Raw genomic sequence first — 21,004 nt, 5'->3', positions numbered from 1 at the left:
GTGGCTGCCTATCCGAACCGCGGATACGATCGCGTCAGATAGAGCCGCAGAAGACGATCGGGCGAGGTATTCGACGTGGCACGTAGCGAGAGGGCAGCGCGTGAGCAGCTGCGCATGCGCTTGGCCGCCGAGGATCGCTCGGTGGCGCAGATCGCTGCGCAGATGCAACAAGCTTTCGGCGACCGCCCGCGGCGGGCCTGGCGGGCAGCTCTGGGGTGGACGCAGTGGAAGGCGGTCCAGCAGTACCGGACGGTCAACCCGGATGCTCCGATCGATGACTCCCGGCTCTCGCGGTGGGAGAACTGGCCCCACGGGGGTTCGCGTCCCGCGCTGGAGGACCTCGCACGTCTGGCTCGCGCCTTCGGGAACGGCTGCACGGTCCTCGACCTTCTTGATGACGTCGATCACGAGCACCTGCCACCGGCTCAGCAGGACCTGCTTCGGCAGCTGCGAGCCCCAAGGGCTCCGACCGCTCAGCCGGCCCGGGACAATGGTGGCGTGGACCTGACTCGACGTGAGGCACTCGGTGCGGCCGCGGCAACCGTGGTGTCGTGGGGCTCGCCGCCGACAGCGGGGCGACGCTACGGCGCCACCGATGTCGCACGGGTCTACTCCACGGCCGCCGGGTTCGCTCGAGCCGACCAGAAGCACGGCGGCGGTAGTGCACTCGATCAGGTAACCGCGTACCTGATGAACGACGTGCAACGCATGGTCGCCGGAGTTTTTCCGAATGAGTCAGTCAGATCCGCGATGTTCGCGGCTGCCTCCGAGGTCGCCTACGTCGCAGGGTGGATGGCATTCGACGATGCCCGCCACGGCCAGGCACGTCGCTTGCTCACTACGTCGGTCAAGCTCGCTGACGAAGCTGACGACTCAGCACTCGCCGGTCATGCGCTACGGGCGCTCGCGCACCAGGCGATCGAGCTCGACAAACCCAACGACGCCCTCGCTCTCGCGGAAGCATCCGTAGACGGTGACCGCTACCGCACCGCATGCCCGCGCGAGCGCGCCCTGATCGGTGTCGTCCATGCTCGAGCGCTTGCAACCGCCGGACTCGGTGGTGCCTCCGCGGCGGCGCTGTTGCGCGCGGAGAAGGATCTCGCCGCAGCGAGCAGTGGCGACGAAGAACCCAGCAGGGTGTTCTTCTTCTCCCAGGCATCACTCGCCCACGAGACCGGCCGCACGCTCTATGCCAGCGGTGACCTGAACGGTGCCGAGACCGCGCTGACCCGCAGCGTCGAACTGCGTGGCAAGGAGTTCGTACGGACCCACGCAGTCACCCTCGGCTACCTCGGCGAGATCCAAGCTGCCCGCGGCCACCTCGACCGCGCCAGCGCGACCTGGTCGACCGCGTTGGACGCGACCACCGGCGTTCGGTCCGGCCGTGTACGCGACATGGCCGCGACCGTCCGCCAGGTTCTCCATCCTCTTCGCTCCACCAGCGAGTTCGCCGACCTCGACCAGCGCGCCGCCGCCTACCTCGCAACAGCCTGACCCCCGCACCCAAGGAGCATCCGTGGAAGCCATCCCCATGACCCCCATCGCCCAGGTCATCGGCGGCCGCACTGAGCCGACCGACGACTACTGGGGCGGCACCCAGGCGATCATCCGCTTGGACCCCGACGTGTACCCGGTCGAGGCGACCCAGGGTCTGGAGGAGTTCTCCCACCTCGAGGTGGTCTTCTTCTTCCACCTCACCGACCAGACCGACCTCAACCTCGGCCTACGCCGCGCTCGCGACAATCCCGGCTGGCCCGAAGTCGGCAACATCGGCCACCGCAACATGCGCCGCCGCAACTGGCTCGGCATCTCCCGCTGCAAGCTCATCAAGGTCGACGGCCTCGACCTCCACGTCGAAGACCTCGACGCCGTCGACGGCACCCCCGTCCTCGACGTAAAGCCATGGTTCGCCGAGTTCGGTACGCGAGGCGAGACCCACCAGCCGGCCTGGGTCACCGAGATGCTCGGCGACTACTTCGCCCCATCGACCGAGGCCTAGCCAACGAGACGGTAAACGGTGGCAGCCCTCGGCACCGTGGGCGAAACTGCTGTTCGGTTTCGGGAGCATCGGGGGACATGGAGTTGGGTGGTCGGGCACCACTTCGAATACGCCGAACGGGCGGGCGATCGCGCCTGCTCGTGGCGTTGCTCGCTCTGACCTTCGTCGTCATCGGATCGGTCGTGGCCGGTTCGCCGGCTCACGCGGCCGATCTCGCGTGCAACAACGACGACGCGCCCATTCCTGCCTCCCCGCACGGCGCGGGATCGTGGATCGTCCAGCTCGGCGAGAGCCCGAAGAACGATGATCCTTTCGACGACGACGGCGTGACCCTGGAATCGACCTACGGCACGACCCCGCAGCTGTGGACCTACGACAACGGTTGCACCGGCCAGTTCGTAGCAGGCGCAGGGACGGCGATCGGAAACATCCTGCTCCAGGTCTCCGGCACGATCCCGAACTGGACCCACGCGCTGCTCGACGCCGTCGTCGACCCGGACTCTCCGGTCCAGGCCCTAGACAACCCGGTCGTCGACGCCACCCGCGCCGTCACCGAAGGTGTCTGGCGCCCATGGATCACCATCGCCGTGCTTCTCGTCGCCGCGACCGCGATCTGGCGCGCACGCACCGGACACATCGCTGGATCTGCAACCGCCGTCGCATGGGCTGGTGTCATACTAGTTGCGACGACTCTGCTGATCTCCTACCCCGCCGAGTCGGTCCGCCTGGTCGATGACGGTGTACGCAACACGGTCACGCTGATCGCGACCGGGTTCGAGGACCACCCGGCTCCTGGCGAGGATCCGGCGGTGGCTGCGATCAACGGCCAGATGGACGAGCTCGTACGGTCCACCCAATACCGCACCTGGCTCACCGGCGCCCTGGGCGATGCCGACTCCGCCACTGCCCGCGCGCACGGACCAGATCTGTTCCGGGCGACCCACTTCACCTTCGACGAATACGAGACCTACCGGTCCGACCCCGAAGGTGAGGGCAAAGCGATCGTCGAAGAGAAGCAGGACGCGTTCAAGGCGATCGCCGAGCAGATCGACCGTGAAGACTCGGTCGCCTACGAATACTTCAAAGGTGAGCACTGGGGTCAGCGCGCCACCGCAGGCATCGTCAACCTGGTCGCGGTGATCGTGACCTGCGGCTACTTGCTGATCGCTGGATTGGCGATCCTGCTCGCGTTCGTGCTCATCCGCCTCATCGTCCCGTTCGCACCCGCGGCCGGGATCCTGTTCATGTTCGACCGCACCCGCGACCTTGCCGTGGGCTGGCTGCATCGCGTGATCGGCCCGCTGGTCATGGGGCCGATCTACTTCGTCGTGGCTCTGTGTCTGCTCCGGTTCTTCAGTGCAGTCCTGACCAGCGCCCAGGTGCACTACACCCTCAAGCTCGCCATCTGTGCCGTCCTCACCTACATCGCCTGGCGCTTCACCCGACCCGCTGCCTACGGAGTCGGTCACGTCTGGGGTGCTGCAGGGTTCGCTTGGGGGATGGCCACCGGTTGGCGTCGCCAAGTCGTACCCCACTCCGAACCGGCACCCCAAACACCTCCTGCCCTCGCCGGACCTACGCGCCAACCGCCCGAAGTGGCCCGACCTCGAGAGGTTAACCACCAAGTCGCCATCACGAAGCCCCCTGCGCTCGGCCCCGCTAGCCCATCCGCCTCCGCGCCAGGGATCGTTCCGGCAGCGGCGATGATTCCTGTTCCTGGGTCGATGTCAGCGATCCGCATCCAAGAACGATGGCCAGCGCCCGAGGTAGTCAGCCGTGTCGCGGTGGGACCACTCGGACCTCGAACGAAGTTCCCGCCACGAGGGCTGACTCTCGAACCCAACACCGCCTACGACGTCACCGGCCGGGGGACCTTCTTCACCGACGATGACGGCAAACTGACTCACATCGACACTGAGTACGGAGAGAAGGGCAGTCTCAATCCAGATCTCAACTCGCCAGTTCCCTCGGCGACCTTCGTCGTGAGCAACATCCACGTGTTTCGCACCGACCCACAAGCGCGAACAGTCGAAGCCAACGACCCCCACTTTGCACTCCGGGACGCCACCCGATCGGAGCATGTCCAGGGCGTCGTCGGTCGCTCCGGCGGCCCTGGCTACCAGGGAGGCCACCTGCTTCAAAAGGCGAGCGGAGGCGGCCCCGACCGAATCAACATCATCGCGATGCTCGCAGAACTCAACGAGTCGGTCGCTGCAGGACCCACGAAGGTGAGCGACAACTTCTACGATATGGAGAAGCAGCTCCGCGATTGGGTGGGCACCCACGCCGAAGACGGGAACCCTGCCTACGACATTGCCCTCAAGCTCGTTCCGAGGTACGAAGGGGACCAGAAGGTCCCGTCAAAGATCCATGCCGTCATGACCGTGAACGGCAAGCGCAGAGAGAGGACGTTCACCAATGTCCGCCCCGAACCCGCAGGGCCCGAACCTGACTCGCCAGGGGGAGCTGATCAGTGAGATCTCCGCGCTCATCCCGACCGAGGTCACCGGTCCCTGGCGCAGCCTGACCTTCAACCGCAGCGCCCTCTCCATGTTGTCCGAGCACGAACTCATCGTCGAACGACCCGACGGCACCATCGACGAGTCCGAGGGGGTCCCCTTCGAGGTCGATGACCTCCTCAACGAACTCCGCAAGGTCATGTACACCCCCGGCGCCGGTACCTGGATGTCAGCCCAATGGACCATCACCGACCTAGGCGACGGCCACGCCGACGCACGCGCGACGTTCAACTACGACGACGAGCCACGATGGAGCATGCCGGTCCGCGCGTTCAACTACGCCATCGACGTTCGCGACTTTCCGCGAGACGCCGAGAATGTCCCCGAGTGGCTCGGTAAGCGCCTCGACGAGGCCGCCCGCACAGCATCGGCGTGATGCCGCGTGTCCGATGGACGCCAATCGACAATCGTGACGAACCCCGAGCAGCGATGGGTTCCGGAGAACCGGAACGGTTCACTTCCCAAGAACTGTAGGCGGCATCTCTACAACTGCACCCACTTCTTCGAGAAGGTGGACAAGCACACCTACTCCGACCAAGAGATAGCGGCGCGGCTTTCCGCCGACCCGAACGACAAGGTCTCGTTTGTTCGCGAAGCAACACCCGACGAGATGCGACGAGTGCCGCCGTGTAGCAAGTGTGGCGTGGTCAAGGCGGAACCGACATTGGTTAGGCACTGTCCGCGTTGCTTCCGCCAACTGCCCGCCGCGGGCGAATGCGACTGTGACTCCTGAGGACGGTCGTCCATCCAATACCGACCTCGATCGGTAATGCCGGAGTGATGACCTGAGGGTCCCCACAGACGCCTCGACCATTGTTGCGCTTTCTGCACCCGTGCCCGCCGTGTGGGCGGTGAAGATAGACCTGACCATAGATATCCGGCCAGAAGAAGAAGGGAGACTCTCGACGATGACTGACGGCGCAATCGTCTACTCACCCGATGGCGTGCTCCCGACCTCACGCGACACGCTCATGGCAGCCGCTCGCCGTCAGTGGCCGAACGTCGAGGTCATAGACCTCGATGACGAGCTGACGCTACGCATCACCGACGGCGGCGGGCGCTTCCAGATCTTCGACCTCGGCGATGGCATGTTGTCCACCGACGGCAACCACAACCAGCAGCTCGAGTTCGCGGCTTGGGCTAGGACCCTGGCTCCCGAGGCAACGGCGGGCCGAGTCGTACTTCTCAACAAAGACGCCTCCGTCGCCGCCTACCTGCGTTCGGGGATGACACCTGAAGACATCGACGCCGCTTGGAATGCGGAGCCCCCAGAGTGACAGACACGACGGAGCGCAGACAGGGTGAACTGATCATCGAGATCGCCGGACTGGCCGCCGATGCTGTCCAAGGTGAGTGGACGATCTTGGTCTACGCCCCTCGAGTACTCACGATGTACGCCGAGATCGAACTGCTTGCTCATCGGCCAGACGGCACGATCGAACGCGTCCCGGGACCCGATGCACTTGATGCGATCGAGGAGCTTCGCGACGTCATGTATCGGCCCGGTGCCGGAACGTGGTTCTCATCGCGGTGGACCGTCACCAACAACGATGGACAGTGGGCCACAGAGGTCGAGTTCAACCACGACGCCGAGCCCGAGTGGAGCAGGCCCGTCGACCCGGGACTCTACGGGCTCGATCTGGAGGAATTCCCACGCCGCGATGACCTCATCCCCGACTGGCTCACTGCAAAGCTGGAGGAGGCCCGCGCTCGCGCAAAGTGAGCGCTGTCAGCGTTCGTAGGAGAGCGTGATCGGTCTGGTGGAAGTGACGACCACGCCGGGTAGGTGGGCCAGGGCCGCACAGACAAAGGAGGAGCGCTTCACGTTGAGGTCGTCGGTGGCGACGAGTTCCTTATACGTGAGTACGCGCCGAGCAGTCAGACGTTCCCAAGCCTTCGTCAGCATCTCGGCAGGAACACGCTCGGGATCGACACCACGGCCTCTGGAGCGCTCGGTCTCCACGTGGATCCCCTCGGGCGCGATCCTGATGATCCAGTTTGGTCGCTGCGAACCAAGCGTGTAGATCGCCTCGCCGAGTGGGAGATTGTCGGAGAGGAGCCGGAGTAGGCCGTCGTCGAGCGACATGCGATGAGCATCTCATGCATCGGCCTGGCTTGCAGACGCTCACGGAGCTTCTTCGCACCGACACCAGGAGCCAAGGGCGACCATCACGGTGCTCACGCCTCCCGGCGCCAGCGGTCGGGGGTGGTGCCGTACCGGGCCTTGAAGCGGCGTACGAGGTAGCCGGGGTCGGTGAGGCCGGTGCGGGTGGAGATGACCGACAGGGGCAGGTCGGTTTCGCGGAGGAGGCGGCGGGCTTCGGTGAGGCGGCGTTCGGTGAGCCAGTCAAGGAGGGTGCGGCCGGTGCGTTGGCGGACGACGGTGGTGAGGTGGCCGGGGGTGTAGCCCAAGGTACGGGCCAGGTCGCCGGCGGAGACCTTGGTGGCGTACGTCCTCTCGATCTCGTCGAAGACCCGACTGACCAGCGGGTCCGGGGCGATAGGAGCACTGGGAGCGAGACGCGCGGACGCGACGAGGAGCCGGGTGAGGATGGCGGTGACGGTGTCGTGGGAGCCGAGGCGTTCGGGGTGGCGTAGCTCGTCGTCGAGCTCGGTGAGCCAGGCCTGCCAGCGCGGGCGCTCGGCCTCGGGGACCACGGCGTGGCGAGCCTCGGTGGCAAAGAGGGCCAGCAGCGGATGGTGGGACCAGGTGAGCGGCGAGATGGAGGCGAGGGATGGGATGGCGTCGGGGGTGAACGCCACCGACCAGGCTCGGGCGTGGGTGAGATCGGCGACCGACTCGGCGGCCACGACCTCGCCGGGGGCCGCCGCGTGGACCTCGCCGTCGCGCAGCTCCACCTGCTTCCCGTCGAGGCCGACGGCGCCGCCGCGCTCGACGTAGGCCAGGACCCAGAAGTCGTGGGCGTGCCGGTTGTCGGGAGGCAGGTGCTCGCCCTCGCAGTCGGGGTCGAGGGGGACGACCCTGACCGGAGGTACGCCGGGGCGCTGGTCCCAGCGGTAGACAGGGGTGCCGTCGGCGCGCACCGTGCGCACCCGGCGCGTGTCAACCGAAGCCGAATCCGAAGAACGTCCCATGGTGACCGACTTCCCTCCCACCGCTGATCCGCAAGATGTCCCATCGTGGATGTATGACCACCATACAGATCATCGACGGCCGCGCCGAGAGCGATCGGGGCCGCGACTTCCTTCCCGGCATGGGCCGCACCTGGCTCCTCCCCCTCTACGACCTCTTCACCCGGTTCGCCCGCGTTCGCGCACTCCACGAGCGGACGGTCGAGCTCGCCCGCATCGAGCCCGGCCAGAGCGTCCTCGACGTCGGCTGCGGCACCGCCAACCTCTCCTTCGCGGTGCTCCGGTCCGTCCCCGGGGCCGTCGTCACCGGGCACGACCCGGACGCCGGCGCGTTGCGGATCGCCGCCAGGAAGGCGGGCCGGAGGGGCGTACGTCTCTCGCTGGTGCAGGGGTACGCCGACCGGTTGCTCCCCGAGGACGGCAGCGTCGACCACATCGTCTCCTCGCTCGCGCTGCACCACGTCGACGACGCCGGGCGCGAGGGGTTCGGACGGGAGGCCCACCGGATCCTCCGGCCCGGCGGGCGGGTGACCATCGTCGACTTCGGCGCCCCCGACCACGGCCCCGGAGGACACGGACACAGTCACGAGGGCCACCGGCACCGCGGGATGAACACCTACACCGAGCGCAACCTCGACAACGCGATCGTCAGCCTCCTGACCGACGCCGGGTTCACCGACGCCCGCGAGATCGAGCACATCGAGCACCGGTTCGGGCCGATCACGATCGTGCAGGCGACTCGCTGAGGACCTCGGGGGTTGGTCCTGCGCCTCCCGGACCGGGCAGTCTGACCCCATGTACTTCATCGGAGTCGACCTCGCCTGGGGCGTTCGCAGGCCCACGGGCCTGGCCGTCCTGGACGAGGAGGGCCGTCTCGTCCACGTCTCGGCCGCGAAGACCGACGACGAGATCGTCGCCGCCCTGGAGCCGTACGTCGCCGACGACTGCCTGGTTGCGATCGATGCTCCCCTGATCGTCACCAACCCCACCGGGAACCGGCCGGCCGAGGCCGCGCTCAACAAGGACTTCGCTCGCTTCGACGCGGGCGCGCACCCCGCCAACACCAGCAAGCCGGAGTTCAGCGAGCAGCCTCGCGGCGCCCGGATCGCGGCCCGCCTCGGGCTCGACCTGAATCCTCGGTCCGGCCGGCGGCGCCGGGCGATCGAGGTCTACCCCCACCCCGCGACGGTCGCCCTCTTCCGTCTCGGCCGGACGCTGAAGTACAAGCACAAGTCCGGGCGTGACATCGACCAGCTCCGTGCCGAGCTGGTCGTGCTGCTCGGCCTGCTCGAGGGTCTCGCGAGCGCCGACCCGCCGCTGCTGCTCGACGACCCCGCCTGGCTCGCGCTGCGAACGGCCGCCGAGAGTGCCGTACGCAAGAGTGAGCTGCGCGTCGTCGAGGACCAGGTCGACGCGGTGCTGTGCGCCTACATCGGCCTGTTCGCGACCCGCGCACCGGACCGGACCACCACCTACGGAGACTTCGCCACCGGCTACATCGTCACGCCCACGCTGCCCGACGACCTCCGCCCGACACCGCGTGGGCGTGCCGGCGCGAGGATCCAGGACCCGGCGAGCGCGGTCCGTGAGTACGCCGCGATCCAGCCGATCCTGCAGGAAGCAGCCGAACAGTACGTACAGCTGGTGACCTCGATCCTCGACGACGCCGGCATCAACTACCTCACCGTGACCTCGCGCGCGAAGTCGGTCGCGTCGTTCGCGGCCAAGGCGGCGCGCACTGTCGATGGCCGGCAGGTCTTCACTGACCCGCTCCGCCAGATCACCGACCAGATCGGGCTGCGGGTGATCACCTACGTCCACAGCGACGTCCAGGCCGTCGCCGACCTCCTCGACGACCAGGTGGTGGTCCTCGACGACCGTGACATGGGCGAGGAGACCGCGAGCGAGGGCCGGTTCGGGTACGCCAGCCGCCACCTGCTCGTCAGTCTCGACCCCGCGCGGGAGGGCCAGGCGGCGTACGAGCTGCTGCGGGGCCGCCAGGCGCAGATCCAGATCCGCACCGTGCTGCAGCACGCCTGGGCCGAGTTCGAGCACGACATCCGCTACAAGGGCACCATCCCCAGCGAGCACGTCCCCGACTTCGACCGACGGTTCACGCTCGCCGCCGGGCTGCTCGAGCTCGCCGACCGCGAGTTCTCCACGATCAGGGATCGGCTTCGGCAGGGTGTGACCAGCGCCAGCACCGAGGCCGTCGACGACGACCCGCGGATCAGCCCCCGTGAGCTGGCGGCATTCCTGGCCGGGCAGTACGCCGACGCCGGCTGGTCACGCACCGACCACTACGGATGGATCTCCGGCGTCATCCTCGAGCTCGGCATCACCTCCCTGACCGAGCTCGGCGACGCGTTGCGCTCGGTCGACGAGGAGACCCTCATGGCACGGATGGACTACCGCTACCCGCCGGGCGCCGTGCGGCGGCTCGACGACGCACTGCTCTGGGTCTACGGCGACACCTATGTCGAGCTGCGTGCCAATGCGCACCGTGCGCCCGGGCTACGGGCCAGGCTCGCCAGGATGCGCGACTCCGACTGAGTCGATCGCCCGTGTAACACGCTGTTCGTAGGACTATCCGGTCGTTCTCATAGGGCGAGTAGTCCTACGAACAGCGTGTTACACGAAATCCGCTCCGTCTCCGGACGCGAACCACCCCCATGAGACGTCTGGATCGTCACACCCTCGCCCATGCCGCCGCCGGTGTACTCGCCGGAGCGGTCGGCATGTCCGTCGCGCACCTGACGGCCGCGCTGCTGACACCGGCCTCGTCCCCGGCGCTCGCGGTCAGCACCGCGGTCATCGACGCGACGCCCACCCCGGTCAAGGAGTGGGCGGTACGCGAGCTCGGCACCGCGGACAAGCCGATCCTGATCGGCAGCGTGCTGCTGGTCACGATCGGGTTCGCCGCAGTGATCGGCGTCGTGGCCCGCAGACGCCTGAGACTCGGCGTCGGGCTGATGGCGGGCCTGGTCCTGCTCGCCGGAGCCGCCGTGGTCCGGCAGCCGCTGTTCAAGATCACCGATCTCGTACCCACCGTGGTGGCGCTCGTCCTCGGACCCGGCTTGCTGGTCCTGCTGACTCGCGCTCTGACCGCTGAGCGAACACCGCGCGACCGGCAGGACGCCCCGAGCGAGGGCGCGGCCACCCGCCGGAGCGTCCTGATCGGGTTCGGGGCCCTGGCCCTGCTCTCCGCCGCGGCCGCGACCGGCGGGCAGCTGATCGTGCGCGGCCGTACGGCACTCGCCGACATCATGCTGCCGCGCGTCCGCGACCCGTTGCCGGCGTTGCCGGCGGGGCTGGAGGAGACCCACCAGGGGATCTCCCGGTTCATCACCCGCAACCGTGACTTCTACCGGGTCGACACCAAGCTGGCCGTCCCGATCGTCGACCAGAACAGCTGGTCGCTGACCATCGACGGGGACGTCGAACGCGAGCTCACCTTCAGCTACGACGACCTGCGCGAGCGGGGAAACGTCGAGCACGACATCACCCTGACCTGCGTCTCCAACGAGGTCGGTGGCAAGCTCGTCGGCGCGGCGCGCTGGACCGGCGTACCTCTCCGGGCGTTGCTCGAGGAGGCCGGAGTCGGGAAGAACGCCGACCAGATCCTCTCGACCGACGTCGAGGGCTTCACGATCAGCACCCCGCTCGAGGCCGCGATGGACGGTCGCAACGCGATCATCGCCCTCGGGATGAACGGCGAGGTCCTCCCCCGCGCCCACGGCTTCCCGGCCAGGCTGGTGGTGCCCGGCCTCTACGGGTACGTCGGTGCCACCAAGTGGGTCACCAGGCTCACCCTGACCCGCTACGACGAGGCGACGGCCTACTGGACCGACCGCGACTGGGCCATCGACGCCCCGATCAAGCTGTCCAGCCGGATCGACACACCCCGCCCGCTGAGCAACATCCCCTCCGGCCGCACCGTGATCGGCGGCGTCGCCTGGGCCCAGCACCACGGCGTCGCCACGGTCGACGTACGCATCGACGGCGGCCGTTGGCAGCCGGCCGAGCTCGGCCCGGACGCCGGGATCGACTACTGGCGCCAGTGGTTCCTGCCCTGGGACGCCCAGCCCGGCAGCCATCAACTGGCCGTTCGGGTCGTCGATCGCGACGGCAACGTGCAGAGCGCGGAACGGGCCACCCCGTTCCCCGACGGGTCCAGCGGCATCCAGGAAATCGTCGTCACCGTCACCGAATGAAAAAAGACGAAATCCGATACGACCACCGTGCCGAAGCCCTCATGACAGCAAGAGACCAACCCTCGAAAGGCTCTCCCAATGAAGCTCAACACGATCACCCGCACCGGCAGCGTCGCCGCGTCCATGGCGCTCCTGCTGGGTCTCGGTCTCTCGGCATGTGGCTCCGAGGACACCGCTTCCGGCAGCGAAGGCGGGTCCAGCACCTCCGAGTCGACCGAGGCCGCTCCGGAGGAGGACATGGAGGCCGGTGCGCAGACCTTCGGTGAGGGCTGCAAGCTGATCCCCGCCGACGGCGCCGGCTCGTTCAACGGCATGTCGACTGCGCCGGTCGCCTCCGCTGCGAGCGCCAACCCGCTGCTCAAGACGCTGGTCTCGGCCGTCGGCCAGGCCGAGCTCGTCGACACCCTCAACAGCGCCGACGCGCTGACCGTCTTCGCCCCGACCGACGACGCCTTCGCGAAGATCCCGAAGGCCGACCTGGACGCCGTCCTCGCCGACAAGGAGACGCTGACCAAGGTCCTCACCCACCACGTGGTGGCCGGTCAGCTCGGCCCGGACGAGGTCGCCGGTGAGCACGAGACCCTGGCCGGCGACATGATCACCGTCGAGGGCGAGGGCGAGGAGTTCACCGTCGGCAAGGAGAACGCCAAGGTGCTGTGCGGCAACATCCCGACCGCCAACGCCACGGTGTACGTCGTCGACACCGTCCTGATGCCCTGATCGGGACATCGGACCGGATATCCGCGAGGATCGATACATGAGACCGCTCAGCTCAGTCCCCTCCGGCGACTCGTCGCCGGAGGGGGCCGGGTCCCCGGGGCTCGCCGAGCTCCTCCGTCGCGTCGCCCGAGGCGACGAGGCCGCCTTCGCCAGCCTCTACGACGCGACCGCCGCCCGTGTGCACGGACTCGTGCTGCGGGTGGTGCGTGACCCGGCTCAGGCCGAGGAGGTCACGCAGGAGGCCTTCCTCCAGGTGTGGCGCCAGGCCAGCCGGTACGACGAGAGCCTGGGCAGCGCCCATTCGTGGCTGCTGACACTGGCCCATCGTCGTGCGGTCGACCGGGTCCGATCCGCGGAGTCCGCCGGCCGCAACGACACGGCCTATCACGGGACCACCCAGACCCCACCACATGACACGACGGCCGAGGCCGTGGAGACCTCCCTGGAGGCTCGCCGCGTCCACGCCGCCCTCGAAACCCTGACGGCAGTTCAACGCGAGGCGCTACAACTGGCGTACTTCGGCGGTTACACCCACACTGAGGTCGCCGCCATGCTCGATCTGCCGATAGGCACTGCAAAGACCCGTATCCGGGACGGACTGATCCGGTTGCGCGACGCGATGGGAGTGAGCCGATGACCGCGCATGACATTCACGCCCTCTCCGGCGCCTACGCCGTCGACGCCCTCGACGACATCGAGCGCGCCCGGTTCGAGGAGCATCTCGCCGTCTGTGCCGACTGCCGCGACGAGGTGGCCAGCCTGCGCGACACCACCTGGATGCTCGGCGGCCTGACCGACACCGCTCCCTCGCCGGAGCTGCGCGACCGCCTGCTCGCCGGCATCAAGGAGATCCGCCCGCTCCCGCCCGAGACCACGACGATCCGCGAGAACGCTCCAGTCCCGTCGGACGCGTCATCCAGCAGTCGACGGTTCGGGTGGCGTACGTTCGCCGCCGCTGCCGCGGTGCTGGCCGTCGTCGGCACCGGCACGGTCGCCGCCGTCGAGCTGATCGGCGACGACTCCAGCCAGACCATGACGACCGCGGAGCGGGTGCTGAGCGCGAAGGACGCCACGACCGTGGCCGTCGACCTGCCCGGAGACGCCCGGGCCCGCGTGGTCCGCTCGGTCTCGGAGAACAGGGCGGTGCTGGTCACCTCCGACATGCCGGCCGCGCCGGACGGCAAGGTCTACGAGCTCTGGCTCCAGCACGACGACGTCATGGTCCCCGCCGGCCTGATGCCCGCCGGCAGCGACCAGACCGTCGTCCTCGAGGGTGACGCCGGGGATGCGAGTGCGGCCGGGATCACCGTCGAGCCCGAGGGAGGCTCCGACGAACCGACCTCGGCCCCGATCGCGCTGTTCGACTTCGCGCAGGCCACCTGACCTGCGCGAACGGGAGGCCGGCCGGCTCAGGCGTAGGGGTCGAGGGAGACCCCGGCCGGCTTCCCGGTCGCCAGTGCGTTGCCGAAGCGCGCGTCGGTGAGCTTGAAGGTGGCGGCGCCGAAGTCGGCCGCGACGAGGCGGTCGCGGATGCCGGCCGGGTAGTTGTCCCAGCCGACCAGGCCCTTGACCTGCCAGACGCCCTCGTGGTTCTCGGGCGGCTCGTCCCCGCCACCGGTCTTGGGGAAGCGGAAGCAGTGGGTGCTGCCGCCGTCCTTGTGATAGACGGCCTTGGGGTGCGTACCGCCCTCGAACTGCAGCTCCGACTCGGGCTTGATCTGGTAGCCGGAGTGCTGGGAGACCGACATGTAGCGCGCGTGACCGTCCTGAACCCACACGATGATGTGCTCCCAGTCGTGCCGGTGGCCGGCCGAGCCCGGACCCCACGAGACCTGGTCCTTCTCGAAGTAGTAGCCGTAGAGGTACGCACACCAGCCGTTGTTGCACTTCGAACGGGAGTAGACGTTGGTGCTCTGCAGGTCGGAGAGGTCGCGGCACTGGCCGTTGACCGTGCCGCCCATCGCCAGGCCGCCGTTGAGCGTGCCGTCCGGGCCGATCGCCGGGGTGCTGTAACAGCCGTCGGTGTCGAAGTCGAGCGCCGGCTGCCAGGTGCGGTCGGCCTCCGGGGCCGCGGCCGGCAGCGCCGGGGGCGGGGCGGCCCAGGCGGCCGCCGGGACGAGGGAGAGAAGTGCGGCGAGCGGAAGCGCGAGGGCGAGCTTGCGCGTGAGTCGTTTCCCGAGAGTCATGTGGGGTCCCTTGATCGTGGGGGAAGGGCGTGCACCGATGGAACCAGTGCCACGATCGCGTGACAACCCCTTGCGTGTGAACGCACCGGTAACGCCGCTCGCCGACCCTGCGCGTCGGCCCTGGTTGGATGGACCGGTGGACGCAACGCAGTGGCAGGAACGGATCACCTCCGAGCTCGCCGGCCTCGGTCAGCAGGAGTTCGTGATCATCAAGGAGCCGGAGCCTTCGGTGCCGGAACCGACGGGCTTCCTGGCCCGGCTCAGGGCGAAGTCGTCACGGTCGGCCGCGCCGTCGCGCTGGGGCCAGGTGCTGTGCGTGGACGAGGTGCTCTCCGCCGAGTTCGCGGGTACGCAGCACATCGGCGGCTCCTGGGAGGCCTCCGCCGAGCAGCACGAAGCGCTTCGCGCGGCCGGCTGGTTGACCCCTGACGAGACCGACCCGATCGCCCCTGCGCCGGGGTTGCCGCACTACTGGCGGACCGTGCCCCAGGCGGAGGCCGAGCTCGTCGCCGGGCTCCTCGTCGACGCCTTCCGCATCCTCGGCGCCGACCTCGCCACCCTCACCCTCGAGCGGGATCGGTAGCCAGCGGCTCGGTCCGGCTGCAGAACAGGTGCTGTGCCTCGTGCGCGGCATTGCCGTGCGCGAAGGTGAGCGCTCCCGCTCCCGCGTCCTGCGTCTGCAGCGCGGGCGGGATCGGCGAGGCGGTGACGCCGAGGCAGAAACGTACGGCCACCGGGTCCTCGGGCAGCGTGATCTTCCCGTGGCCCAGGTCGTCGCCGAACGGCTGGTTGCGGGTCGCCGGGAGGTCGACGCCGGTCTCGACCGTCACCGTCTCGCCAGGGGCGAGCAGCTGACCACCACCGGTGGGCGCGACGGCCAGGTTGATGCCCGGCGGCCACGGGAACGCCCGGTGCGACAGCACCAGGACCGGACCGTCCTCGCCGTTCTCGGCCGTGACATAGGGGGCGGTCGACAGCTTCGTCCCCGCCCCCGACGGCACCAGCGTACGGTCGGCGACGAACACGTCCGTCGGCTCGTTGTTGGTGACCGTGTAGGTCACCGTGACCGAGTCCGCGGTGGCCGCGACGTCGGCCGAGAAGTCGACCGCCGGAGCGGTCGCCGACGGGCTCGGGTCGGGCGGCTCGCCCCCGTCCTCGAAGTCGGGCACGGCCGACCCGCAACCGCTCAGCGCGGCGACGAGGGCGGCGATCATCGAGCACATCTGCAGCTTCCTCATCGGCTCAGTAGTGCGGCCTGTTCGGCGCACCCATCTCCTCACGTAGTCCGTTCTCCGTCAGATCGTAGGAGTGGTCCGGGTCGATCCGCTCCGGGGTGCTGGGGTCGTTGTCGTGGTCGACCGGCAGGCCCACGGCCACCCGCTCGCCCTGCTCGACGCCGTGGTTGGCCGTGTCGTCCCCGGAGTACTCCGTGCGGTCGAACTGGTCGTGGCGGAAGTCGTACGCGTGGGCCATCTCGTGGAACAGCACCACCACCGGCGGCCCCTCCTCGATCCAGTCGATGCGGGGTGAGTAGTTGATCCGCTCGCCGCTGGGCTCGGCGGTGCTGTTGCTGTTGTCGTCGTACTCCGCGATCGTCAGGCCCTGCTTGTTGAAGCCCAGGAACCCGGAGTCGTCGTACGTCCTCTGGAAGTCGGCCAGCATCTGCTGCCCGCGCGGGGAGGCCGCCAGCAGCTCCAGATCGGCCCGCACCCGGGCCTGGAACTCCGGGCTTCCCTCGATCTTGATGAACTCGGGGATCTCGTCGATCTCCACCTTCACCGTCTTCTCGGTCCCGGTGCCGGTGTCGCCGCTCTCGGCGTAGGCGGTGTCGTCGCCCGAGCCGCCGGCGATCGTGTCCGAGCCCGTTCCGGCGTACGCCACGTCGTCGTCGCCACCGCCGGTGATCCGGTCGTCGCCGGAGCCACCGGAGAGGGTGTCGGTCCCGGCGCCGCCGATGATCCGGTCGTTGCCGCCACCGCCCTCGAGGAAGTCTTTGCCGTTCTCACCTGCGACGACGTCGTTGCCGTCGAGGCCGTAGACCGAGTCGTTGCCCTCGCCGCCGTAGAGCCGGTCGTCGCCGGTCTGGCCATCGATGTAGTCGCGGTCCGCGCCGCCGCTGACCCGGTCGGAGCCCGCGCCGGCGTCGACGTAGTCGTGGCCGTCGAGGCCGTAGGCTCGGTCGTCACCGTCTCCGCCGTGGAGGACGTCGTTGCCCTCGCCACCGATGAGGGTGACATCCAGGTCGACCCCCTTCGGCACGCCGATGCGGTCGTTGCCGCCGCCTCCGCGCAGGATCAGCTCCTGGCCGGCAGGCACGCGATAGACGGTCTCGCCGCTGCTGTTCTTCACGACGACGATCTGCTCGCCGGTGGTGGGGTCGATGAAGACGGTCACCTCGTCGTCGCCGTCGCCCGTGCTGATCACGGTCTGGTCGCCGGAGGTGATGATGCCGGTCCCCTGCGCCCCCGCGGGCAGCTCGAACCCATCGTCGGTGCCCTCCGCCACGGCCTGCCACACCCGGGCGATCTCCTGCCAGCGGGTGGTCGCCGCGTCGAGAGCGTCGCGATCGGTGGCGAGCTCGGAGTCGAGGCCCTTGCGGATCTCGTTGGCAGCGCTGATCGCGTCGTCGACCTGCTGGGACTCCTCCGGTGTCGACGGCCGGAAGATCACCTCGCCACCGACTCCCCTGGAGTGGGGCACGCCGACCACCGTCGCCCAGGACTGGTCGAGACGACCTTGGGCGATGCGTACGGACCCCGCGGAGCGGGCCAGCACGCTCGCGACCTTCTCGGCCAGGCCTGCCGCGGTGTCGAGATCGGTCATGATCTTCTTGCGGTGCTGGTCGTAGGAGTCGGCCGTCTTCCCCTCCCAGTCCGCGGCCCGGACCCGGCGGGAACCCGAGTCGACCGCGTCGCTGGAGTCGGTGAGGGCGGTGCCGAGCGATGCCCAACGGCCCGACGCGCGGTCCAGCTGGCCGGCGTCCTCGTCCAGATCCCACAGGCTGCTCATCAGCGGCCACCGTCGTAGACGGACCAGTCGACGGTCGGGTTGTAGGGGAAGATGCCGCCGATGCGAGGTACGTCGGAGCGCATCTGCTCGGCCGCGTTCTCGTCCGTGGTCGCGAACAGGAACGCGCAGGCATAGATGTCGTCCATGTCCTGCTCGAGCACGCCGGCCAGGCGACCGACAGCGGTGCTCGCGGCGTCGCTGACGCTCACGTGGGCGGCGACCAGGCCGGGCCCGCCGGAGGAGTTGCCGGCCGCGGTGCCCGGGATGTCCAGCTCGGCCACGTTGTCGGTGAAGCCGTCTCGTGCGGTGTCCGCTGCCGTACGCAGGTCGTCGGCGAGCGTGGTGAGCGATTCGGGAATGCTGATGGTCATGCGGTGTCCCCCGGTTCAGCCAGAAGTGGTCCCGTGTAGGTCCTTCCCCGATCCGGCCGCCGCTAAACCGATCTGCCCGATATTTTACCTATCCGGGCTCGCTCGGTAGGCGTCAGTAGGCGCCGAGCTGCTGGCACAGCAGCCGGTAGAACGCGGTGTTGGTCAGCGGGGTGAGCCGGTCCTCCAGCGCGAGGTGGACACCGTCGGGACCGTTGATGCCGGCCAGCGTCCACGAGCCGACCGTGATCGACCAGGCGGTGCGGGCGCCGAGCTCTGCGAGGACCGCGTCGCGAGCCTCCTGGTCCTCGCCCACGAGCTCGGCCATCCGGGCGGTCAGGAACGGGCGCACCGACCCGGCCGCGCCCTTGACCGGGCGGATCTTCAGCGTGCGCACCAGGCTCGGGACCAGGTGACCTCGCGGGGCCTCGAGGGGCTGCGTACGGGTGCCGTCGACGCCGAGCTCGAGGTGGATGCCCTCGGGGGCGACAGCAGCGCGGTGCTCGAGGCGTCCGCCCGGGCCGGCGAGGACCCAGACCACCTCTGCGGACGCGGCACTCATGCCGGGCTCCAGGTGGCGGCAGCGGCGTCGATCTGGGCGGCCCAGGTCGCATAGTCGCTGGTCAGCACGGTAGCGGTCAGGGTGTGGCCGACTCCGTCGATCGCCACGAACCACTGCTCCATGGTCAGCGCGGAGCCGCCCGGCCCGTCGTACATCGCCAGCCGCCGCCCCGCCTCCTGCCCGGCGATCGTGAGCCGCTCGAGGTCGATCGGCGTGTAGCCCGGCATCATCTCGGTGAACGCCATCTCGGAGCCGACCTGCCAGTCGCGAAACCCCAGGTCGCCGTTGGTCTGGGCGGTCACCGTGAGGTTGGAGCGGAAGGTGCCGCTCTCCGGCGCGAGCGCCAGGAAACGTACGCCCTCGGGTGGCTCGACACTCTCCCAGCCGGCCGGGAGGGTCAGGGTCGTCCGGTGATCAGACACGGTCACTTCTTCTTTCCCGCGGTGCGCTTCTTCGCCGGGCGCGACTCGCGATACCACTTCGGCTTGATGAACGGCGGGGTGGGCACGATGACCAGCACCGGGTAGACGAGGCAGGTGAGCAGGAAGAGCCCACCGATGATCGTCCACGCCGCGGTCTGCTCCGGCACCAGCCCGAACGCCGTCGAGCCGGTGATGGCCAGCGCGGAGATGCAGGGCAGATGGATGAGCACGACGTCCTCGCCCACACCGCCCCGGTTCCATGCGGTCGCCCAGGAACGGGCACGAGCGGAGAGCCCGAGATGCTGCCAGATGCTGACCCCGGCGCCGATGACGCCGACGGCGAGGATGAGTGCGGCCCAGATCATTGCGGTCCTAGTCCCAGAAGGTGATGGCGTCGCCGACATCGGAGGCTACCTCGCCGGCGCCCTCCGCGAAGTCGCTGACCCCGTCGACCACTGCCTCACCGAGCTCGCCGGCCTCGTCGACCACGAAGTCGGCCGCCTTGCCGGCCAGCCCGGAGCCGATCGCACCACCGATCACACCGCCCACGACACCGCCGATGACCGTGCCCGGGCCGGGGAAGATGCTGCCGATGGCGGCACCGGCCTGAGCACCGGCCCAGGCCCCGCCCGCGGCGCCCGCGGTCGTGATCGCGGAGGTGCTCACCGTCCGGCTCACCCGCTCCGTCGTCGACAGCGACGGGTCATCGGCGTCCTTCTGCCACTGCTCCCACGCCGAGGTGCCGGCCGTGACCACCCAGCCGGCCCGGGTCGCCCATTTGCCCGCGGTCAGCCACTTGCCGCGTACGGCTGCCTGGTTGGCCTTCGCGTGCCAGTTCTTGTCGTTGAGCACCTTCGCGGCGCGCTCCAGCTTCGTCAGGCTCGACGGACTGGCGAACCGGCCGTTCACCCGCGGCTGGAACGTGCCGTAACGGCTCTTCACCATCCAGTCGACGCCGGCACCGGCTCCCAGACCGGCCAGCCCCAGGGCGTACGCACCGATCTGCATGCCGTCGGAGAAGTCCTTCGGCAGCAGGCCCAGGTCCTCGAGGCGGTCCTCGATCCAGCCGTCGCCGGTCGACTTCGAGATCGCCTTGCCGAGGTCCTCGTGCGCGTTGTCCTCGTCCTTGCGAGCCGTCTCGACCCGGCTGACCAGGTCATTCCACTTCTCGACCTTGGTGTTGTGGGCGTTGACGTCGTCCTCGGAGGCATCGTCGCCGGGGTCGGTCGGCGGCGAGATCATGGTGCCGCTGACCGTGAGGCCCGCGCCGCCGGCCTCGGTGCGGATCGTCGACATCTTGGTCTCGACCGCCTTGAGGTCACCCGAGAAGGTCGAGAGGCCCTTGCCCATGGCCTCGATGCGCGACTCGAGCTGGCGCAGGTCGCTCTTGCGTCTCTCCGCCTTCGACTCGAAGGCGGCGCCGGCCTGGCCCTTCCACGAGCCGGCGGTCTTGATCGCCTTGCCGAGATCGTCGAGGACGTCGCCGACCGCGTCCTTGGCGGTCGTGCACGCGTCCGCCGCGGTCTGAGCCTCCGACGCGTCGCCGTAGACCTTCGTGTCCATCGCCTCAGCCATCAGTTGCCCCTCACCCTCTGCTCGTGGCGCCGGCCCGCGTCGCCGGCCGCGTCATCGGTCGTGGTCGCATGGTCGAGAGCGTTCTGTACGCCGTCGCTGAGTGTCCCGAGGCCTTCCGCCATCCCTCCGACAGCCGCCGCCAGCGACGCGAGCGCGGTCGCGACCTCGGAGGACGACTCGCCCACGTCAGGCGTCTTCTGCAACGGCTTGGCCTGCTTGAAGAGGTCTCCGCCGGCGGTGTCGAGCGTGCTCTTGATGGACCTGAGATCGTCGGGATTGACGTGCATGTCGTCGTCACTCATGCCTTCGTCCTACCCGCTTTCGCCGATTTCAAACA

Annotated in this window: 24 protein-coding genes; 13 read left to right on the top strand and 11 right to left on the bottom strand. The window is 68.8% G+C overall.

Annotated elements, in window-relative coordinates; translation table 11 throughout:
* The first annotated feature begins 75 nt into the window (after window positions 1-75).
* The 6 genes from BLT25_RS24440 (at window position 76) to BLT25_RS24415 (ending at window position 6,241) form a co-directional block, all read left to right on the top strand.
* A complete protein-coding gene (locus BLT25_RS24440) occupies window positions 76-1,494 on the top strand; it encodes a helix-turn-helix domain-containing protein (RefSeq protein ID WP_143033844.1) in 1,419 nt (472 codons plus the stop codon).
* Between the two features lie 22 nt (window positions 1,495-1,516).
* Window positions 1,517-1,999 (top strand): TrmO family methyltransferase domain-containing protein, encoded by a 483-nt coding sequence (locus BLT25_RS24435; RefSeq protein WP_218131471.1) that lies wholly within the window; start codon window positions 1,517-1,519, stop codon window positions 1,997-1,999.
* A gap of 140 nt (window positions 2,000-2,139) precedes the next feature.
* A complete protein-coding gene (locus tag BLT25_RS24430) occupies window positions 2,140-4,476 on the top strand; it encodes a DNA/RNA non-specific endonuclease (protein ID WP_176884227.1) in 2,337 nt (778 codons plus the stop codon).
* On the top strand, window positions 4,418-4,894 hold the full coding sequence (locus BLT25_RS24425) for a hypothetical protein (protein ID WP_091051687.1): 477 nt from the start codon (window positions 4,418-4,420) through the stop codon (window positions 4,892-4,894). Before BLT25_RS24430 ends, BLT25_RS24425 begins: the two co-directional genes overlap by 59 nt.
* A 457-nt stretch (window positions 4,895-5,351) precedes the next feature.
* Window positions 5,352-5,795, top strand: a complete 444-nt coding sequence (locus BLT25_RS24420) for a hypothetical protein (RefSeq protein ID WP_143033843.1) — start codon at window positions 5,352-5,354, stop codon at window positions 5,793-5,795.
* A complete protein-coding gene (locus BLT25_RS24415) occupies window positions 5,792-6,241 on the top strand; it encodes a hypothetical protein (protein WP_091051681.1) in 450 nt (149 codons plus the stop codon). The genes BLT25_RS24420 and BLT25_RS24415 overlap by 4 nt, the downstream gene beginning before the upstream one ends.
* Before the next feature lie 6 nt (window positions 6,242-6,247).
* Here the strand turns inward: BLT25_RS24415 and BLT25_RS24410 are convergent, their stop codons facing one another.
* The gene (locus BLT25_RS24410) at window positions 6,248-6,604 is read right to left on the bottom strand and encodes a hypothetical protein (protein WP_091051679.1); all 357 of its coding nucleotides are present in this window, start codon (window positions 6,602-6,604) and stop codon (window positions 6,248-6,250) included.
* Window positions 6,605-6,696: 92 nt separating this feature from the next.
* Complete coding sequence (locus BLT25_RS24405; RefSeq protein ID WP_256328766.1) at window positions 6,697-7,572, bottom strand: helix-turn-helix transcriptional regulator; 876 nt, start codon at window positions 7,570-7,572, stop codon at window positions 6,697-6,699.
* A 95-nt stretch (window positions 7,573-7,667) separates the two neighbouring features.
* Here BLT25_RS24405 and BLT25_RS24400 point away from each other — a divergent pair, with 95 nt between their 5' ends.
* From BLT25_RS24400 to BLT25_RS24375, 6 genes are all read left to right on the top strand, one after another.
* Entirely contained in the window at window positions 7,668-8,357 is a 690-nt protein-coding gene (locus BLT25_RS24400; RefSeq protein WP_091051677.1) for a class I SAM-dependent methyltransferase, read from the top strand.
* A 49-nt stretch (window positions 8,358-8,406) separates the two neighbouring features.
* A complete protein-coding gene (locus tag BLT25_RS24395) occupies window positions 8,407-10,164 on the top strand; it encodes a DUF429 domain-containing protein (RefSeq protein WP_091051674.1) in 1,758 nt (585 codons plus the stop codon).
* A 119-nt stretch (window positions 10,165-10,283) separates the two neighbouring features.
* A complete protein-coding gene (locus BLT25_RS24390; protein ID WP_091051673.1) occupies window positions 10,284-11,825 on the top strand; it encodes a molybdopterin-dependent oxidoreductase in 1,542 nt (513 codons plus the stop codon).
* 78 nt (window positions 11,826-11,903) lie between these two features.
* Window positions 11,904-12,545: a fasciclin domain-containing protein gene (locus BLT25_RS24385; protein WP_091051670.1), complete on the top strand. Its 642-nt coding sequence runs from the start codon at window positions 11,904-11,906 to the stop codon at window positions 12,543-12,545.
* Between the two features lie 37 nt (window positions 12,546-12,582).
* The gene (sigK, locus tag BLT25_RS24380; RefSeq protein WP_091051666.1) at window positions 12,583-13,182 is read left to right on the top strand and encodes an ECF RNA polymerase sigma factor SigK; all 600 of its coding nucleotides are present in this window, start codon (window positions 12,583-12,585) and stop codon (window positions 13,180-13,182) included.
* Complete coding sequence (locus BLT25_RS24375) at window positions 13,179-13,928, top strand: anti-sigma factor (protein ID WP_091051664.1); 750 nt, start codon at window positions 13,179-13,181, stop codon at window positions 13,926-13,928. Before sigK ends, BLT25_RS24375 begins: the two co-directional genes overlap by 4 nt.
* Before the next feature lie 26 nt (window positions 13,929-13,954).
* Here BLT25_RS24375 and BLT25_RS24370 read toward each other — a convergent pair whose 3' ends face one another.
* Window positions 13,955-14,731 (bottom strand): NPP1 family protein, encoded by a 777-nt coding sequence (locus tag BLT25_RS24370; RefSeq protein ID WP_091051661.1) that lies wholly within the window; start codon window positions 14,729-14,731, stop codon window positions 13,955-13,957.
* Window positions 14,732-14,867: 136 nt separating this feature from the next.
* Here BLT25_RS24370 and BLT25_RS24365 point away from each other — a divergent pair, with 136 nt between their 5' ends.
* Window positions 14,868-15,314 (top strand): TY-Chap domain-containing protein, encoded by a 447-nt coding sequence (locus BLT25_RS24365; protein ID WP_091051659.1) that lies wholly within the window; start codon window positions 14,868-14,870, stop codon window positions 15,312-15,314.
* Here BLT25_RS24365 and BLT25_RS24360 read toward each other — a convergent pair.
* The 8 genes from BLT25_RS24360 to BLT25_RS24325 all read right to left on the bottom strand — a co-directional run bounded on the left by BLT25_RS24360 (window position 15,292) and on the right by BLT25_RS24325 (window position 20,969).
* On the bottom strand, window positions 15,292-15,969 hold the full coding sequence (locus BLT25_RS24360) for a hypothetical protein (protein ID WP_091051657.1): 678 nt from the start codon (window positions 15,967-15,969) through the stop codon (window positions 15,292-15,294). The genes BLT25_RS24365 and BLT25_RS24360 overlap by 23 nt on opposite strands.
* A gap of 4 nt (window positions 15,970-15,973) precedes the next feature.
* Window positions 15,974-17,740: a M91 family zinc metallopeptidase gene (locus BLT25_RS24355; protein WP_091051655.1), complete on the bottom strand. Its 1,767-nt coding sequence runs from the start codon at window positions 17,738-17,740 to the stop codon at window positions 15,974-15,976.
* Window positions 17,740-18,111, bottom strand: coding sequence for a hypothetical protein (locus tag BLT25_RS24350; protein ID WP_091051654.1), 372 nt, complete (start codon window positions 18,109-18,111; stop codon window positions 17,740-17,742). The genes BLT25_RS24355 and BLT25_RS24350 overlap by 1 nt, the downstream gene beginning before the upstream one ends.
* Before the next feature lie 112 nt (window positions 18,112-18,223).
* Window positions 18,224-18,670: a hypothetical protein gene (locus tag BLT25_RS24345; protein WP_091051652.1), complete on the bottom strand. Its 447-nt coding sequence runs from the start codon at window positions 18,668-18,670 to the stop codon at window positions 18,224-18,226.
* Complete coding sequence (locus tag BLT25_RS24340; protein WP_143033842.1) at window positions 18,667-19,092, bottom strand: hypothetical protein; 426 nt, start codon at window positions 19,090-19,092, stop codon at window positions 18,667-18,669. The genes BLT25_RS24345 and BLT25_RS24340 overlap by 4 nt, the downstream gene beginning before the upstream one ends.
* 2 nt (window positions 19,093-19,094) lie before the next feature.
* A complete protein-coding gene (locus BLT25_RS24335) occupies window positions 19,095-19,457 on the bottom strand; it encodes a hypothetical protein (RefSeq protein ID WP_091051647.1) in 363 nt (120 codons plus the stop codon).
* 7 nt (window positions 19,458-19,464) lie between these two features.
* Window positions 19,465-20,667, bottom strand: coding sequence for a WXG100 family type VII secretion target (locus tag BLT25_RS24330; protein ID WP_091051645.1), 1,203 nt, complete (start codon window positions 20,665-20,667; stop codon window positions 19,465-19,467).
* Window positions 20,667-20,969, bottom strand: coding sequence for a hypothetical protein (locus BLT25_RS24325; protein ID WP_091051636.1), 303 nt, complete (start codon window positions 20,967-20,969; stop codon window positions 20,667-20,669). Before BLT25_RS24325 ends, BLT25_RS24330 begins: the two co-directional genes overlap by 1 nt.
* Window positions 20,970-21,004 lie beyond the last annotated feature (35 nt).

This window comes from Nocardioides sp. YR527, from assembly GCF_900101045.1.
GTDB lineage: Bacteria > Actinomycetota > Actinomycetes > Propionibacteriales > Nocardioidaceae > Nocardioides.
This window is presented reverse-complemented; position numbering and strand designations above follow the sequence as displayed.

Excerpts from the sequence above, each read along its gene's own strand:
- BLT25_RS24355 (WP_091051655.1), bottom strand. The coding sequence starts at position 17,740 with ATGAGCAGCCTGTGGGATCTGGACGAGGACGCCGGCCAGCTGGACCGC.
- BLT25_RS24335 (WP_091051647.1), bottom strand. The coding sequence starts at position 19,457 with ATGATCTGGGCCGCACTCATCCTCGCCGTCGGCGTCATCGGCGCCGGG.
- sigK (WP_091051666.1), top strand. The coding sequence starts at position 12,583 with ATGAGACCGCTCAGCTCAGTCCCCTCCGGCGACTCGTCGCCGGAGGGG.
- BLT25_RS24330 (WP_091051645.1), bottom strand. The coding sequence starts at position 20,667 with ATGGCTGAGGCGATGGACACGAAGGTCTACGGCGACGCGTCGGAGGCT.
- BLT25_RS24360 (WP_091051657.1), bottom strand. The coding sequence starts at position 15,969 with ATGAGGAAGCTGCAGATGTGCTCGATGATCGCCGCCCTCGTCGCCGCG.
- BLT25_RS24350 (WP_091051654.1), bottom strand. The coding sequence starts at position 18,111 with ATGACCATCAGCATTCCCGAATCGCTCACCACGCTCGCCGACGACCTG.
- BLT25_RS24385 (WP_091051670.1), top strand. The coding sequence starts at position 11,904 with ATGAAGCTCAACACGATCACCCGCACCGGCAGCGTCGCCGCGTCCATG.
- BLT25_RS24390 (WP_091051673.1), top strand. The coding sequence starts at position 10,284 with ATGAGACGTCTGGATCGTCACACCCTCGCCCATGCCGCCGCCGGTGTA.
- BLT25_RS24375 (WP_091051664.1), top strand. The coding sequence starts at position 13,179 with ATGACCGCGCATGACATTCACGCCCTCTCCGGCGCCTACGCCGTCGAC.
- BLT25_RS24395 (WP_091051674.1), top strand. The coding sequence starts at position 8,407 with ATGTACTTCATCGGAGTCGACCTCGCCTGGGGCGTTCGCAGGCCCACG.
- BLT25_RS24345 (WP_091051652.1), bottom strand. The coding sequence starts at position 18,670 with ATGAGTGCCGCGTCCGCAGAGGTGGTCTGGGTCCTCGCCGGCCCGGGC.
- BLT25_RS24370 (WP_091051661.1), bottom strand. The coding sequence starts at position 14,731 with ATGACTCTCGGGAAACGACTCACGCGCAAGCTCGCCCTCGCGCTTCCG.
- BLT25_RS24425 (WP_091051687.1), top strand. The coding sequence starts at position 4,418 with ATGTCCGCCCCGAACCCGCAGGGCCCGAACCTGACTCGCCAGGGGGAG.
- BLT25_RS24400 (WP_091051677.1), top strand. The coding sequence starts at position 7,668 with ATGACCACCATACAGATCATCGACGGCCGCGCCGAGAGCGATCGGGGC.
- BLT25_RS24410 (WP_091051679.1), bottom strand. The coding sequence starts at position 6,604 with ATGTCGCTCGACGACGGCCTACTCCGGCTCCTCTCCGACAATCTCCCA.
- BLT25_RS24325 (WP_091051636.1), bottom strand. The coding sequence starts at position 20,969 with ATGAGTGACGACGACATGCACGTCAATCCCGACGATCTCAGGTCCATC.